The sequence below is a fragment of the Coprococcus sp. AF38-1 genome, assembly GCF_003603945.1.
Classification (GTDB): Bacteria; Bacillota; Clostridia; order Lachnospirales; family Lachnospiraceae; genus Coprococcus; species Coprococcus aceti.
This window is the reverse complement of the sequence record NZ_QVGO01000007.1, coordinates 37379-55011: the sequence shown is the minus strand read 5'-3', so window position 1 is coordinate 55011 and position 17633 is coordinate 37379. Positions and strand designations below refer to the sequence as shown.

Sequence of the window (17633 nt, the reverse complement as noted above, 5' to 3'; positions counted from 1 at the left end):
TTTTATATGAGAAAAGCGGGTTACAAAAAAGCGGCGGCGCTGCTTTTGGTGACATCACTTGTGGCAGGAACTGCGCTCACAGGATGTGGCAAGAAGAAGGTGGATTACAACATGGGAGACGACGAGAACGGCGGTGGCGGCGGTAAGCTGGCATCAAGACTCGACGTACCGGAGTCATACAATGGCAAGCTTGAGGGTATCAATGCAGATACAGGTCTCACAGATGTATCCATAAATGCCACAGAGATAGAGGTGCCTGACACAGATAAGATGTCAGTGCTTTACTATGAGCGTAACAATGTAGACAATGACTATAAGAAGCGTGTGTGCGAGAATATATTTGACGTGAGCGCCGGTGTATATGTATATAACTGGGATAAGCCATACAAGGAGGATGTACAGAGAGAGATAGATTCACTTCAGGCTATGATGGATCAGGCAACATCGGATGATGACAAGAGCTATTATGAGGATTACATGAAGACCCTCAAGGATCAGCTCAAGACAGCGTCTGATACGAGAGAGGGTGCCGGAGATTACAGTGGAGACACATTCGTCGGATCTGTAGGGGACAACGAGTTCATTGTAACATTCTATGGAAGTGGCGATGACATGTCCACAGGCGGTGGATTCTCACTGGATTACTATCCATCGGATCAGCTTATACAGTACAGACCTAAGGATGGCGCAACAAGTGTATACTGCTACAGCAGTGAATATTCTGACGAGGAGGCTTCCGCAAACACAGCTTCTATCAGTGCGGCAGATGCTGAGCAGAAGGGAACAGATTTCCTTGCATCATGTGGAATCTCAGATGTCATAGAAACAAGTAATTTTGATCTGCTGTGGGATTACAGCGATGCATCAAACAGCACAGTTGCCGCAGAGAAGAATGGTTACATGGTAACATATAAGCGTTCTGTGGACGGTGTGGCTCCATATACACCTAATGTATACGGCCTTGACACACTCGCAACAAGTGATGAAACGTGGTATGACACCATGGATGAGACATTCCAGCTCGGCATTGATGACAATGGACTTATCTCAGCATATTGCCTTGATTCCTTCAGGGCAACAGGAGACAAGAAGGACAATGTTGATCTTATAAGCTGGGATGATGCACTCAAGAAGCTTCCGGAGGCTGTAAATAAGTATTACACAGACAACAAGACACAGTACAGCACCATTGAGTTCAACGATGTAAGACTTACATACTACAAGCTCAAGGATGGAGATAAGTACACATACAGCCCTGTATGGGTATTTGCACAGTGCGACAAGATGGAGGATGGAAGCCTCGATAAGGATTATCCAATACAGCTCATCATGTTAGATGCTACCACAGGAGATATGATAGATCTTAAGGATGTCCTGAACCAGCAGACATATGATTCATCTGTAGTTGATTCTGTTATTGACAGTGATTCAGATTTTGATATAAGTGACGACAGCCTCATTGATGAGACTGATATAACTGATACTGACGATGCAGACAGCAGTGATGAGTCAAGCGCAGATGCGATTGATATCGGAGATGCTGATATCGACATGGGCGATCAGGATACAACAGAGTAAATAAAACTCAGACATATAGGTTAAAGGAGAAAAACCCTCATAGACTGATAAAGTGGTATAAATATTGGTCTATGAGGATTTTTTATTGTTGACACATACCCCTAGGGGGTATATAATCCGTGGATGAAAAGAGAATTTAACAGCCGTAATGTGCAGATAATAAACAGATGGCATATATGCAGCGTCATTTGAAATGTGAACAGAAATGGCTGATGTACAAGGGATGTGTCAAGTTTTCTATGAAAACTTGACATGTAGCTCCAGCCATTTGCCGAAGGCAAATTTTGCATGGCTGGAGTTCAATAAGGCTGGAGGAAAGATATATGGAAGAACAGAAGAAATGCTGCTGTCATCATGGCGGAGAGATAAGCGATGTGGAAGCCAGGGTGAGGACAAGGACAGACGAGGAGTATAAGAAGCTTCTCAACAGACTGAACAGGATAGAGGGGCAGATAAGAGGCGTGAAGAGTATGCTGGAAAATGATGCATATTGCACAGACATCGTGCTCCAAGTGTCGGCGATCAATGCGGCACTCAACAGCTTCAACAGACAGCTCCTTGCCGAACATATCAGGACCTGTGTTGCAGACGATATAAGAAATGGCAAGGATGATACTATAGAGGATCTGGTAAATACGGTTACCAGACTTATGAAATAGATATGTCAGTTATTGGCAAGTGCAGTTACGAACTGACTGATGCTTGATAAAGGAAGGTGAAATATATGGACAAGTACAATGTGACAGGAATGACATGCAGTGCATGCAGTGCAAGAGTCGAGAAGGCCGTATCCAATGTTGAGGGAGTTACCTCGTGTCAGGTGAATCTCCTGACCAACTCCATGATGGTGGATGGAACAGCCGACAGCGGAACTATAGTGGCTGCAGTTGAGAAGGCAGGATACGGTGCGAGTCTGGCGGGTGGAAGATCCGCTGGTGGAAATACTTCACATTCAGGTGGGAAGAGCAGCGGTTCCGGTGAGAGTGAGGCGGACAAAGAATTTGGAAAAATGAAGAAGAGACTGGTGGCAGCAGTTATAATTCTTATTCCCCTCATGTATATATCAATGGGACATATGATGTGGAACTGGCCGCTGCCAAGCTTCTTTGACGGCAATCATGTGGCGATGGGACTCACGCAGATGCTGCTAACCATAATTGTGATGGTGATAAATCAGAGATTCTTTGTGAGTGGATTTAAGGGAGCTATACACGGCTCGCCTAATATGGATACACTTGTTGCCATGGGCTCAGGTGCCTCATTCATATACAGCGTGTACGTGCTCTATGCCATGACAGCGGCGCAGACAGCAGGTGACGGTGAGCGTGTCATGACGCTCATGCATGATTTTTATTTTGAATCTGCGGCCATGATACTGGCGCTTATAACAGTCGGCAAGACGCTTGAAGCATATTCAAAGGGAAGAACCACGGACGCACTCAAAGGTCTGATGGATCTTGCCCCGAAGACAGCCGTTCTCATCAGGGATGGTGAGGAGGTCACCGTGGATATAGACGAAGTTGCGGTTGGAGATATATTTGCCGTTAGACCGGGTGAGAGCGTCCCTGTGGACGGAGTAGTCCTTGAGGGGGATTCCGCTGTGGACGAGTCAGCTCTCTCGGGTGAGAGTATACCTGTGGATAAAACTGCAGGAAGCCGTGTGTCTGCGGCGACGATCAACCAGTCGGGTTATCTGAAATGTCGTGCTACACAGGTAGGTGCGGATACCGCACTGTCCAAGATAATAGATATGGTAAGTGATGCGGCGGCTACCAAAGCTCCAATAGCAAAGCTTGCTGATAAGGTTTCGGGAGTGTTTGTACCTGTTGTCATACTGATAGCATTTATCACGATGATAGTGTGGATAATAGTGGGTAAGGATGCCGGTTATGTGCTGGCGAGAGGAATATCGGTACTTGTTATAAGCTGCCCATGTGCACTTGGACTTGCCACACCTGTTGCGATCATGGTGGGAAATGGAATAGGTGCCAAGCATGGAATATTGTTCAAGACGGCGACCGCCCTTGAGGAGACAGGAAAGAGCAGCATAGTGGTCATGGACAAGACCGGAACGATCACAAAGGGAGAGCCTGTAGTGACGGATATACTGGCAGCCGAGAATGTCAGTGGTGACGAGCTGATGCAGAAGGCTGCGGCTCTGGAGAAGCTGTCAGAGCATCCTCTGGCAAGAGCTGTGGTTGGATACTACAGTGAGAATTACCAGACAGGTGATGCACAGAAGGATAAAAATTATGAGGTATCCGATTTCAAGGCTGTTGCGGGCAACGGTCTGATGGGAAGTTTGAACGGCAGAAAGATCATCGGCGGAAATATGGATTATATAAAGGGATATGCAGATGTACCTGAGACGATGAAGGACAGTGCGGAGAAGGTATCACAGCAGGGAAAGACACCTATGTTCTTTGCCGAGGAGGCTGACGGAGATTACAGAGTCCTTGGAATAATAGCCGTGGCGGATACTGTGAAGGAGGACAGCGCTGAGGCCATAAGCCAGCTTCAGTCAATGGGACTTTCAGTAGTTATGTTAACCGGTGATAATGAGAGAACCGCAAAAGCCATAGGAGAGCAGGTCGGCGTGGACAGAGTAATAGCGGGCGTGCGTCCGGACGGCAAGGAGAGCGTTGTGCGCGATCTCATGCAGAAGGGGCATGTGATCATGGTTGGTGATGGAATAAATGATGCCCCTGCACTCACAAGGGCAAATATAGGAATAGCCATAGGTGCAGGCACGGATATAGCCATAGATGCTGCGGATGTTGTTCTCATGAAGAGTGAGCTCACAGATGTTCCGGCGGCCATAAGACTCAGCAGGGCAACAGTTAAGAACATAAAAGAGAATCTTTTCTGGGCATTTATATATAATATAATTGGAATACCACTTGCCGCCGGCGTGTGGATCCCGATATTTGGCTGGACGCTCAATCCTATGTTCGGAGCGTTTGCCATGAGCCTGTCAAGTTTTTGTGTTGTTACAAATGCGCTGAGGTTGAATTTGACAGACATTTATGATAAAAATAAAAGATATAGAATCAAGGAGGACAAAGTTATGACAAAGACAATGAAGATCGAAGGTATGATGTGTGGACATTGTGAAGCCAGAGTCAAGAAGAGTCTTGAGGCCCTTGACCAGGTGCAGGAGGCTGTAGTCAGCCATGAGACAGGAACAGCGGTTGTCACTCTCAAGGCAGACGTTGATGACAGCGTGCTCAAGAAGACAGTAGAGGATCAGGATTATAAGGTGACATCAATTCAGTAAAGGCAGGAAATATATGAAGAAGATACTGAACAGATTGCTAAGCAGAATGGTAATAACGTGCTTTCTTGTGGTCGTCCAGTTGGCGATCATGATACTGGGGGTTGTTTTTCTTCAGGACAGATATATCTATATATCGGGTGCTCTCAAGCTGCTCAGCGTAATAGTTGTAATGTATCTTATAACAAAGGATACTAACCCTATGGTAAAGATGGCATGGATGGTGCCGATACTCATATTCCCGGTGCTGGGAGGTCTCATGTATGTGCTCTATGGACATGTGCTGATACCTAAAAAACTCAGGAAGAATTTTCTGAGGGTTCTCCAGCAGGAGGTATATGAGAACGTCAAGGGTGACAATTGGGTTCCGGCGGAGGAGTTAAAGTCGGAGCCTACATACAGGATATGTAATTATATGGAGAATGTGGCTGAGGCGCCTCTGTATAAGCACACCAGTGTGAAATATTATGCCATAGGCGATGATGTGATGGAGGATCTCATCAGAGACCTTGAGAGCGCGGAGAAGTATATATTCATGGAATATTTCATCGTGGACAAGGGATATATGTGGGATACCATACTGGAGATACTGAAGCGCAAGGCTGCAGAGGGACTTGATGTCAGGTTCATGTATGATGACATCGGATCTGTGTTCAATGTGCCGAAGTATTACTGGAAGGAACTTGAATCCTACGGTATCAAATGTATGGCGTTCAATCAGGTGGTTCCATTCTTTGCCACTATCTTCAATAACAGGGATCACAGGAAGATCACTGTTATTGATGGCAAGATAGCTCACACCGGCGGTTACAACATGGCTGACGAGTATATCAACAAGATAGAGAAGTATGGCAAATGGAAGGACAGTGGAGTGAGACTTGAGGGCGAGGGCGCCTGGAGCTTCACTGTTATGTTCCTTCAGATGTGGAACAGCTTCAGATATTCAGAGGGAAGCTACAACAACTATAGACCGGCGGAAATCGACTATAGTGGCGTAAGTGACGGATATGTTCAGCCGTACAAGTCCAGTCCTCTGAGCGGAGAGAATGTGGGTGAGAATCTGTACATGCAGATGATAAATGATGCAGAGGAGTACATTTATATATTTACCCCATATCTTATCGTGTGTAACGAGCTCATGATGGCACTGAAGCTGGCAGCCAAGAGGGGCGTGGATGTGCGTATTGTTACGCCGGCCATCCCGGACAAGAAATATATATACAAGATGACCCAGTTCAGCTACAAGGAGCTGCTTCTGGCGGGTGTGAAGATATATCAGTACACGCCTGGATTTATACATTCAAAGACTTTGCTCATGGATGGCAAGCTTGCATCTGTGGGATCCATCAATCTGGATAACAGGAGCTTCTATCACCACTTTGAGTGTGGAACTCTCCTGTATGACTGCAAGGCCATAGAAGATGTGAAGAAGGATATGATGGATACATTTGCCGAGTCGGAGGAGATAGATATTCCGTGGTGCAGAAATAACATAAGCAGGGTGAATATACTTGGTGCGATACTCAGATTATTGTCACCGCTTTTATAAAAGGAGTATAGCCGTATGGGCAGAAAAGACAACATTGCAGGAGACGGCAGGCGGGAACTTCAGAACGGAATAACCACATTATTTCTTATATATATGGGGGCTGCATATCCCCTGATAATGCATGACAAATATTTTGATATAACAGTAACCAAGTACAGGGCGTTCTATATTGCGCTGTGCATATATGCGGTGCTCATGGTGCTGGCGGTGCTGGTGGATGTGCTGGGACGGAATGTCAGCACAGGGCATGGGTCGCAGAGCTCAGGCGGGAATGTGGATGCTTCAGCAGGGGCGGCACATGGCAGCAGGTTTATTGGACGCCTGAGACATTTTATGGATATGCATAATATCATGGCCATGGATATATTCATGGCAGGATTTGTTCTGGCAAATGTTATGGCATTCTTTATGTCAGGGAATAAAGCAGCAGCATATACAGGCGAGGAGGGCAGAAGGTGCGGACTTCAGTTCGTGCTGCTGACCTTTTTCCTGTATGTGTGTATGGCGAGATATTGCAGGATAAGGCGGTATGTGGTGGTCATATTCATGCTTGCGGGCTCATTTGTGGGAATTGTCGGCATATGCCAGTTCATGGGATATGATTTCCTTGGACTCAGGGACGGACTGATGCAGAGCATTAGAAATGTATACATATCCACATTTGGAAATATCGACATATTTGCAAGCTTCCTGTGCGTGCTGGTTCCGGTGGCAGCCGGGGCGTATATCAGCTCGGCGGGAAAAGAGAGCATACTGATAAGGATAACAGCAGTTATCGCAGTGCTCACGGGAACGGGTGCGGTGATCATATCCAATGCAAACCTTGCATACGCAGGTGTGGGCGGTGCCATGATAGCTGCGTGGATATGGGCGTCATACCGTGGAAGGATAAGAGAATTTGCGGATGTGTGCTTGGTCATGGTGTGCGGAGTCCTGGCGATCAGTATTATGCTGGGACAGACAGACGGCGGATATTCGGAGCTTGACGGACTGAGCTGCTTTGTGAGTGACAGTCGGGTGGTGTGGATAGTGTCCGTGGTCGTTCTCGTTGTATGGGCGGCCATAAGGCTGGCTTCAAAGTGGACTGTAAAGTTCCGCGGAAAGGCAGCACTTGCTGTATCGGTCGGCGCATCGCTTGCAGGCATCGTGGCTGCAGTGATATATGCGGTGCACAACCACATGGGTATATTTTCATTTGAGGATTCCTGGGGGAATTACAGGGGGTTCGTGTGGAGAAGACTCATGGAGGCGTACAGGGATTTCAGTGTTCCACAGAAGCTGTTCGGTTATGGAAATGAATCGGTGAAGTCGATCATGACTGACAGATACTACGACGATATGATGAATGCGGTGGGTGTTATATATGATAATGCTCACAATGAGTATCTGCAGTATCTGATAACCACAGGAATATTCGGTGCAGTGAGTTACGTAGGACTGCTGGTTACCACAGGTGGTGCTCTTGTGAGAACTGCGGTATCAGGAGCTGTGATGAATGAGAATGAAAACGCAAGCGGACAATCTGCAGGAAAAAGATCGAAGGAGAAGAAGACATCGAGAGATTCAAGAACTGTAAGAGGTTCAAAGACAGGGACTGGCTTGGAGTGCCTGCTGGGATATGCTGAGGATGAGGGCGGTATGATAGCTGTGCTGTTCGGGATAATCGGGTATGCCGTTCAGGCATTTGTCAATCTGAACCAGTCACTTACAACGCCATACATATTCCTGCTCATAGCAATGGCAGGAGGTCTGTGCCGGAGATATATATGCCAATTTGCAGATGGCGGCAGAAAATGACGTGTGAAGGATGATTTATAAGAAAATAATACAGGGAATTGTGTGTATATACTTGCCACAGTGCATAGCAAAATGTTATAATATTTGCCTGTGTGGTGCTAGTGAACCGCACATTGAATAAATAAATACAGGAGGTCTAGAGGGACATGCAGATTTATGACGAGCTTGTAGCCAGAGGGCTTATAGCGCAGACAACAGATGAAGATGAAATTAGAGATTTGGTAAATAATGGTAAGGCAGTATTCTATATTGGCTTTGATCCGACTGCTGACAGCCTGCATGTAGGCCACTTCATGGCGCTCTGTCTGATGAAGAGACTTCAGATGGCAGGCAATAAGCCTATCGCGCTGATAGGTGGAGGTACAGCCATGATCGGTGATCCATCAGGCCGTACAGATATGAGACAGATGATGACAAAGGAGACTATCCAGCACAACGTTGACTGCTTCAAGAAGCAGATGAGCAAGTTCATAGACTTCTCAGAGGACAAGGCGCTTCTCGTCAACAACGCAGACTGGCTTCTCGACCTGAACTATGTAGATGTTCTCCGCGATGTTGGAGCATGCTTCTCAGTAAACAACATGCTCCGCGCAGAGTGCTACAAGCAGCGTATGGAGAAGGGGCTCAGTTTCCTTGAGTTCAACTACATGATCATGCAGAGCTACGATTTCTACGCACTGTACCAGAAGTACGGCTGCAACATGCAGTTCGGCGGTGATGACCAGTGGAGCAACATGCTTGGTGGTACAGAGCTCATCAGAAGAAAGCTTGGCAAGGATGCATACGCCATGACCATCACACTTCTCCTCAACTCAGAGGGCAAGAAGATGGGTAAGACACAGAAGGGTGCTGTATGGCTTGATCCTAACAAGACATCACCATTTGAGTTCTACCAGTACTGGAGAAATGTGGCAGATGCAGATGTTCTGAAGTGCATCCGTATGCTCACATTCCTTCCACTTGAGGAGATAGATAAGATGGATAGCTGGGAGGGCAGCCAGCTCAACCAGGCAAAGGAGATCCTTGCATATGAGCTTACAAAGCTTGTACACGGCGAGGAGGAGGCTGTGAAGGCTCAGGAGAGTGCAAGAGCACTGTTCTCCAAGGGTGTTGCAGCAGACATGCCATCAGTAACACTTGCAGCAGACGATTTCAAGGACGGCGCTATTGACATTGTGTCAGTCCTCGTCAAGTCAGGTCTTGTTACATCACGTAACGAGGGCAGACGTGCCGTAGAGCAGGGCGGTGTTGCTGTGGACGGCGAGAAGATCGCAGATGTCCAGATTACAATTCCAGAGGAGAAGTTCGACGGAGAGGGCGTTGTTGTGAGACGTGGTAAGAAGAACTTCAGGAAGGTTAGTAAGTAAGAGACGTTGACGCTTTGAGCGATATCAAGGCGAATGGCCAGTGGTTATTCAAAAAGGGAAGCGATGAGCTTCCCTTTTTTATAACTTCTGTTATTATATATGATAATAGTGAAGGAGTCAGAAATATTAAATATATGGAACAATATAACGAGAACAAAATCAGAGATAATTATCATAAGCTGACCAAACTTCTTATCTCCCGCCACCTAACCATAACCACCATGGAATCCGCCACCTCGGGGCAGATTGCATCCCTCATCACAGACACGGAAGGTTCATCTGCTGTGCTTAAGGGGGCATTTGTCACCTACTGCAATGAGGCAAAGATCATGCAGGGAGTTCCGGCGGAGATCATAGACAAGTACACAGTCTACTCAAAGGAAACTGCAGGTGCCATGGCGAAGGCGTGCAGGAAGGCATATAATGCGAATATAGGGATCGGCGTGACTGGAACAATGGGCAATGTTGATCCGGCGAATCCTAACGTTTCAGTTCCGGGACAGGTATACTTTGCCATAGACATAGATGGCGATGTGGAAGCTTATTATGTGGAGATTCCGGTTCAGCCGACAAGGCTTGCGTACAAGCTTGCTGTGGCGGAGGAGATTTATGAGGAACTTGTGAAGAGATTGGCATAATACTGAATTATTTGAAGGTTTCATTTGTCAAATATAGCGGTTATAATGATGGTGTATACAATCCAAATGCGTTGGTAAGTCTAATGCTTGAGGGTGATTTTCAGAGCTACTGGTCTGGAACGGCATCATACAGTGCCATAGGACCTCTTATAAATATGGATTTTGATGGGTTAAGGACTGCAAATAAAGACGATGTTCTTACTTATCTAATCCATCTGGCTTATCAGAGGAAGAGTAATTCTGCATTTGTGCCAAATGAGGAGATAAGGCAGGAACTTATAAGGTCGCAGTGTATACGGTGACCTTATTTAACTTTATTAAGCCTTTTTAAACCTTTTAAAAAAGGATGATTTACAGGTAGAAAAACTGATATATGGAGGCGGAGAAAGATGAAAAAATACGATCAGAAGATTCTAAAAACGGCAATACCGGCATTTGTGATATCAGCTATATGTTATGCGGCAATGTGGGGAATAATGACGAGAACGGAGAATACATTTTTGGCTGGATACATAGGCGGCGGAGGTGCAGTCAGCCAGATAAGGAACATTCTTATATGTATTCTTGTAGGGGCGATACTTTTTGTTTTGCCACTTGAGAAGATATGTGATAAGACATATGGCGCAGTGCGTTATTGTGGATCGCTTTTTACAGAAAAAAAGAAATTTAGAGATGCGGCGGCATTGTTTGTGCTTACGCTTCTGTATGCCGTTATCTGCTGGGCAAGTGTGACGTTTTCAATACATACCGACAGTGGACTCGATGATGGAGGACATTGGGGATTATTCGGTTCGGGAAGTGACGAAATATATGCTGTAGTGATAACGATACTCGCTTTTGTGGTTATGGTAAAGGGAATTGACCTTGTAAAGAAAAGTTGGAGTGGAGTTTTGTTCTGGTTTCTTATCGAACTTGCAAATGTTGTGAGTGTAAAACTTGTGACGGCCAAAGATGATCTCACATTTGCTATCGTATGCGCAGAAACGATTATGTTTATTGTATACATGGCTGTTCAGCACAGGTTGAATATTGTGACTTGTCTGTTATCACTGCTTTGTGGAGCTATACTTATATTTGCCGGATGTGATGATGTATTTACCAGTAAGAATAAGATTTCAGGTTCTTCGATTATGGATGCACTGGATCAGGCTGGAAGTATGCCAGACAGGATTTTTGGAGCAAGATATAATATTACGATAATTGAACATCAGGCTGGAATTGGTTTGTGTATATTGTGGTTCATATTGCTTGTGATTTTGTCAATTGCTGTCATTCTGTCTGCAGCAAAGCTTATGAAGGTATCTGCCAGACGTGGAACGTTTGTGCTTGGAATATATATGATAGAAGCATTTCTGATCATATATGCTAAATTGGCGGAACTGGGATTTATCAAGCCGGCAGTGACACTTTTGCTGCATATGAACGAGGTGGTTCCGGTTATGATATTGGGATTTAGAATGTTTTTTGTAGAAGATGGCAGCCGATAATGTTGAATTTGAAAATTCTAAGTGAAAGTTGATTTATATGTATAAATACGTACAATGGAACAGTAGAAAATGGAGAGAAATATAAAAATAGAGATAGCAACGAAACAAAGAAAAATAAAAAAATTAAAAATTATTTCTGTTATTGTGTATATGGGAGTTTTGATCATTCCTTTGGGATTCAGAATATTTAACAGAACAGATTATGAAAATACATATATATTAGGATTTTTTGCTGTTGCCTGTTTACCATGTGGATATTTGATAGGCAAGTATGCAGAAAATAAAAATAAAGAACTCAAAGAATTAATTGGGTGCGATATTGTAAAAGAGATATTAACCGAGCGGGTGCAGATAATAGATTATATACCAAATGGACATATAAACGAAACTTTTGTAAAAGACTGTAGTATACTCCCAAATTTTAATGTAATAAGTGGTTCAGATTATATAAATGGTATTTATAGAAATCTTAATTTTACTTTTTGTGATCTTGAGCTTTTGTCAGAGTATAGAGATATTAATCCAGATTCAAATTACTCTTTAGATACTGTGACTGAGTTTAAAGGGACTCTTATTACAATGAATATCCGGCAAAATATACAAGGATTTGTAGTGCTTAAGGAAAAAATGAGGTCAAATTGGGGAGAAAATAAAGGGTATTTTAACAAATCACTTAGTAGAAATGATTCAAAAAATACGTTAAGAACTGGAAATGAAATATTTGATAGTAGGTTTGATGTAGTAGCGTCAGATGATAAATTAGCATTCGCTATATTAACCCCAGCGGTTATTAATGCAATAATGAAAATGGAGGGGGAGGTAAACATCCAATTTTCTAACAATATGATAGTTATTGCATTGAATAATGGTAAGAATTTTTTTGAACTGGGTGATATTAACAAAGATGAAAATAAAATTGAAAACCATAGGCAAAAGTTCAGGGATGATTTATCTTATATATTAAGAATCCTTGATTATATGATTGAGGGGTGTTATTTCTTATTTTGATTTATAGGATTGGAATGTTAGTGAGATTGGCTTGATCTTGTTGATAGTTTTAAGATTCATGGATAGGCATCGATGGGCAAATCCAATTTTATGGTAAACCGTTTTTAGTTTTGTGTAAACATTAAAAGAAAAGGAGACGTGTGATAATTAACTTCCTAATTATCATACAAGGATATATGAATAAACAAGCAATTACTTATAAAAATGATGAAGATATGCTAGAAGCAATAAAAACAAAACAGCGGAATATTACTATTATTAAAATCCCCATGTATTTATCTATGGTCGGCTTGGTACTTCCTTTTGTGGGTGCAGTATTAAACATATATGATACAAAGATTCTTACTGTCCTTAGAGTGACTGCTGTTGCGTGTATACTGATTGGATTTTTACTTGCTATGTTGTGTAACAAAAAGATGAACGATCTTAGGGAGTTTATAGGGTATAATATTGTAGTGGGAATTCTTATGGAACAAATGCAGGTTATTGACTACATGCCGAGCAGATATGTAAGTGAATCATTTTTAAATAGTTGCGGTTTTCTTCCTGCTTATAATAGAGTATCTGGGTCAGATTATATTCATGGGATATATAGAAATACAGAATTTACGTACAGCAATCTCGTTTTAAAAACAGAAGACCAGGACTATACTGCAGGTGAGAATAATATGAGAACTACAATCACGGAGTTTTCGGGGCAATTTATAACAGTATCTTTAAACAAGACTGTAAATGGAATTGTACAGATAGAAGAAAAAAGTAGTTCAAGAAAAGAAGATAGGGATAAAAAGTCTTTACTTATTGGTGGATTTGATGTTAATGCGTCTGATGAGGCTATTGCATATTCTATATTAACTCCCCAGTTTATCTCAGGACTAAAGAAAATGGGAAGAAATACAAGTATCCAGATTTCAGGAAATATGGCTGTGATTGCCCGTAATAATAAGAAGAATTTGTTTGAACAAAAAAGACAAGTTAAAGATATTAATGATGTAGAATCATTCAGACAGGAGTTTAGAAAAGAGCTGTCTGATATTTTGACAGTTATTGATATAGTAATAGATAGTTTATAGGATAAAAAACATGGACGAAAGCAAAAACTAACTAGAACCGCAATAATATCATTCGTCATAGTTACGCTATGCTATACCATCATGTGGTTTATGATGAGGAGTGCAGAGAAAAAATCTTTGATGACTATTGGCAAGAAGGCGCGGCATGAGGCTGCTGTTTTGCTCTATACAATATTGGCTGAGCCCGGACTGATTGCACCGTCAGAGACTGGTATGCTCTTGTATATCAATACATACCGACAGTGGATTTGATGATGGAGGGCATTGGGGATCGTTCGGTTCGGGAAGTGACGAAATATATGCTGTGGTGATAACGATACTCGCTTTTGTGGTTATGGTAAAGTGAATTGACCTTGTAAAGAAAAGTTGGAGTGGAGTTTTGTTCTGATTTCTTATCGAACTTGCAAATGTTGTGAGTGTAAAATTTGTGACAGCCAAAGATGATCTCACATTTGCTATTGTATGTGCAGAAACGATTATGTTTATTGTATACATGGCTGTTCAGCAAAGGTTGAATATTGTGACTTGTCTGTTATCACTGCATTAATGAAAAAGCCAGCCACAATGAGAAAGCCAATGCAAATATATAAAACTGAGCGATAGAAAGATTGTCAAAGGAAGGGAAAATGTTATATCTCATATCTGACATCCACGGCGATGTCAAATCATTCAAAAAAATACTGGATAAGATAAATTTCGATCAGACAGAAGACCGCATGATAGTCATGGGAGACATATTCGACTGGAACGATGAGGGAATCCCTCTTCTTGAGTTTATGTCTGACTATCTTGTGGATGGTTCCATGCAGCTCATAAAGGGGAATCATGAGCTGTTTGCCCAGATGTACATAGATGGAAGCATGTCGGAGCGCCAGTGGATCATATTCGGCGGTGGTGGAACTGTAAGATACATCAAAAAGCTCAATGTGGATGATCAGATGAAGCTGCACGGGTATCTTGCACATCTGCCACATTGTATTGAGATCGAGTCGCCGAAGTATGGAAATTGTGTAGTCACACATTCGGGTATACATTGCGGATCGTATATAAGGAATGTGGATAGGTCGATCAATATCACGGAGTCCATAAAGAATGCTGTGAAAAGAGATGAATACAGATTTCTCATTTCACCTGATATACACAATGTTCCATTTGCGGACAAGAAGGCTTTTGACAGGTATGTGTTCTGTGGACATGTGACCACCAGCAGGCTTAATGAAGACCATTCTTACAACGTTTACAAGACGCCATACTATATGGATCTCGACTGTGGAAATGGTGAGAGATACAGGGGCGGAAAGCTGGCGTGTTACTGTGTGGACGATGACAGCATTTTTTATATTTGAAATTTTTTTTAATTAGGGGTTGATTTTTGAAAGAATATAGAGTATTTTATAGTCAACAATTAGATGATACGAAATGGACAAAGGTGTTCTCAAGAAGGAGGACACCTTTCTCTTTTTTTGAGGATACGTTAAGGATTCATTTTAATCAGGAAAAGGAGTAGTAATTATGATGAACAAAATTTCAGCCGTATTTGGCTCACACGTATTCTCAGATCAGGTCATGAGAGAGAGACTTCCAAAAGCAGTTTACAAGTCACTCAAGGCGACTATTGACAAGGGCGAGCCTCTCGATACATCAATCGCAGATTCAGTTGCAGCAGCCATGAAGGAATGGGCAATGGAGCTTGGTGCAACACATTATACACATTGGTTCCAGCCACTTACAGAGACAACAGCAGAGAAGCACGACTCATTCGTAAGCACAGTCGGTGATGGCGGTGTTATCCTCCAGTTCACAGGCAAGGAGCTCATTAAGTCAGAGCCGGATGCTTCATCATTCCCTTCAGGCGGTCTTCGTGAGACATGTGCTGCAAGAGGATATACAGCATGGGATTGTACATCACCAGCATTTGTAAAGACAACAGATGAGGGAACATGTATCCTCTGTATCCCGGCAGCATTCACATCATATACAGGAGAGTCACTTGACTACAAGACACCTCTTCTCCGGTCAATGGATGCCATCAGCAAGGAAGCCCTTAAGGCTCTTGCAATGTTCGGCAACACAACAGCCAAGAAGGTTACTTCATCAGTTGGTCCTGAGCAGGAGTACTTCCTGATAGATAAGAAGAAATTTGCAAAGAGAACAGATCTTAAGCTCTGCGGACGTACACTTTTCGGAGCAATGCCTCCAAAGGGACAGGAGCTTGATGATCAGTATTTCGCAGCGATCAAGGATAAGATCGCATCATACATGACAGAGTTGAACGAGGAGCTGTGGAAATACGGCATCCTTGCAAAGACACAGCACAATGAGGTTGCACCTGCACAGCATGAGCTTGCACCAATCTTCTCAACAACCAACATCGCCACAGATCAGAACCATCTGGTTATGGCAACCATGAAGAAGATCGCTGCAAAGCATGACCTTGAGTGTGTACTCCATGAGAAGCCATTTGCCGGTGTAAATGGTTCAGGTAAGCACAACAACTGGTCGATCTCAACAGACGAGGGCGAGAACCTCATCGATCCAGGCAAGCATCCTGAGACAAATCTTCAGTTCCAGTTCTTCCTGGCAGCAGTCCTGGCAGCAGTAGATAACAACGCTGAGCTTCTGAGACTTTCCGCTTCATCAGCAGGAAATGATCACAGACTTGGAGCTAACGAGGCACCTCCAGCAATCATCTCAGCATTCCTTGGAGAGCAGCTCCAGTCGATCGTTGAGCAGATCATCGAGAAGGGTGAGGCTACAGAGTCCCCAAAGGGCAAGACATATGTATCAGGTGCATCAACACTTCCTACATTTACAATGGATGCCACAGATAGAAACAGAACATCACCATTTGCATTCACAGGTAACAAGTTCGAGTTCAGAATGGTTGGTTCAACACAGTCCATCGCATTCCCAATGATGGTACTTAATACAATAGTTGCAGATCAGATCAAGAAGATGACAGATGAACTTGAGGGCGCTGACGATTTCGAGACAGCCTGCAAGGCACTCATCAGAAGAGAACTCACAGCACATCAGAGAATAATCTTCAATGGCAATGGTTACTCAGATGAGTGGGTTGAGGAGGCAGCAAAGCGTGGTCTTCCAAATATTAAGTGCATGGTTGATGCTGTTCCTTATCTTGCAGCAGATAAGAGCGTTAAGATCTTCGAGAACCTTGGAGTTATGGATAAGGCAGAGCTTGAGGCGAGAGCTGATGTAATGCTTGAGAACTATGCAAAGAAGATCAACATCGAGGCACTCACTATGATAGAGATGTCTAATGAGGAGATCATTCCTGCAGTTATGGAATATCAGGCAGAGCTTGCAAAGGGTGCAGCTGAGATCAAGGCTCTTGGAATTGATCCTACAGTTCAGGTATCACTTTTGAACACCATCTCAGAGAAGCTCACAGAGCTCAAGAGCGCTACAGTAGCCCTTGAGGAGCTGGTTGCAAAGGCAGCAGATTACGAGGGAGATACAGAGGCTTGGGCTAAGTACTTCCACAACACAGTATTTGCAGCATTTGACACAGTGAGAAAGCCAGCTGATGAGCTTGAGAAGGAACTTCCAAAGACAGCTTGGCCATTCCCAACATACGAGCAGCTGTTATTCGAGCAGTAAAACATAGATTGAGTTTGCTAATCCTACTAAATTCTATATAAAATAGCTTAGAGGCATCCTGTCTGCGTATGTCGCAGGTGGGGTGCTTTTGCGCGTTAAAATCCCGTCAAGCGCGCACATGCGGGAGCTTGCTCGCGGCATGTAGCGCATTTGACGGGATGACGCGACATGAACACGAAGACCGACAGGCCGGAGTGTGAATGCCGCGCAGAATTGCAGGAGCACGAAGTGCGGAGCAATT

At 43.7% G+C, this 17633-nt stretch carries 12 protein-coding genes and 1 pseudogene; all 13 read left to right on the top strand.

Features of this window, described 5'->3' with window-relative positions:
• Positions 1 to 6 precede the first annotated feature (6 nt).
• Complete coding sequence (locus DW025_RS11270) at positions 7 to 1578, top strand: hypothetical protein (RefSeq protein ID WP_119999979.1); 1572 nt, start codon at positions 7 to 9, stop codon at positions 1576 to 1578.
• 323 nt (positions 1579 to 1901) lie between these two features.
• Positions 1902 to 2237, top strand: a complete 336-nt coding sequence (locus DW025_RS11265) for a metal-sensing transcriptional repressor (protein ID WP_022216248.1) — start codon at positions 1902 to 1904, stop codon at positions 2235 to 2237.
• Between the two features lie 65 nt (positions 2238 to 2302).
• Positions 2303 to 4855: a heavy metal translocating P-type ATPase gene (locus DW025_RS11260; RefSeq protein WP_119999977.1), complete on the top strand. Its 2553-nt coding sequence runs from the start codon at positions 2303 to 2305 to the stop codon at positions 4853 to 4855.
• A 13-nt stretch (positions 4856 to 4868) separates the two neighbouring features.
• Positions 4869 to 6401, top strand: coding sequence for a cardiolipin synthase (gene cls / locus DW025_RS11255; RefSeq protein WP_119999975.1), 1533 nt, complete (start codon positions 4869 to 4871; stop codon positions 6399 to 6401).
• A gap of 15 nt (positions 6402 to 6416) precedes the next feature.
• Complete coding sequence (locus tag DW025_RS11250; RefSeq protein WP_119999973.1) at positions 6417 to 8198, top strand: O-antigen ligase family protein; 1782 nt, start codon at positions 6417 to 6419, stop codon at positions 8196 to 8198.
• A gap of 146 nt (positions 8199 to 8344) precedes the next feature.
• Positions 8345 to 9565 carry a tyrosine--tRNA ligase gene (gene tyrS / locus DW025_RS11245; protein WP_119999972.1) on the top strand — a complete coding sequence of 407 codons (1221 nt, stop codon included), beginning with the start codon at positions 8345 to 8347 and terminating at the stop codon, positions 9563 to 9565.
• 14 nt (positions 9566 to 9579) lie between these two features.
• Positions 9580 to 10203 (top strand): CinA family protein, encoded by a 624-nt coding sequence (locus tag DW025_RS11240; RefSeq protein ID WP_243104977.1) that lies wholly within the window; start codon positions 9580 to 9582, stop codon positions 10201 to 10203.
• A gap of 32 nt (positions 10204 to 10235) precedes the next feature.
• Positions 10236 to 10484 (top strand): annotated as a pseudogene (locus DW025_RS11235) (AAA family ATPase); the annotation flags it as partial.
• A 108-nt stretch (positions 10485 to 10592) separates the two neighbouring features.
• Complete coding sequence (locus DW025_RS11230; protein WP_119999970.1) at positions 10593 to 11690, top strand: hypothetical protein; 1098 nt, start codon at positions 10593 to 10595, stop codon at positions 11688 to 11690.
• Between the two features lie 69 nt (positions 11691 to 11759).
• Complete coding sequence (locus tag DW025_RS11225) at positions 11760 to 12698, top strand: DUF3137 domain-containing protein (protein WP_119999969.1); 939 nt, start codon at positions 11760 to 11762, stop codon at positions 12696 to 12698.
• A 176-nt stretch (positions 12699 to 12874) separates the two neighbouring features.
• Positions 12875 to 13771 (top strand): DUF3137 domain-containing protein, encoded by an 897-nt coding sequence (locus tag DW025_RS11220; RefSeq protein ID WP_133302887.1) that lies wholly within the window; start codon positions 12875 to 12877, stop codon positions 13769 to 13771.
• Positions 13772 to 14397: 626 nt separating this feature from the next.
• The gene (locus DW025_RS11215; RefSeq protein WP_119999965.1) at positions 14398 to 15117 is read left to right on the top strand and encodes a metallophosphoesterase; all 720 of its coding nucleotides are present in this window, start codon (positions 14398 to 14400) and stop codon (positions 15115 to 15117) included.
• A 166-nt stretch (positions 15118 to 15283) separates the two neighbouring features.
• Positions 15284 to 17392, top strand: coding sequence for a glutamine synthetase III family protein (locus tag DW025_RS11210; RefSeq protein WP_117549155.1), 2109 nt, complete (start codon positions 15284 to 15286; stop codon positions 17390 to 17392).
• Positions 17393 to 17633 lie beyond the last annotated feature (241 nt).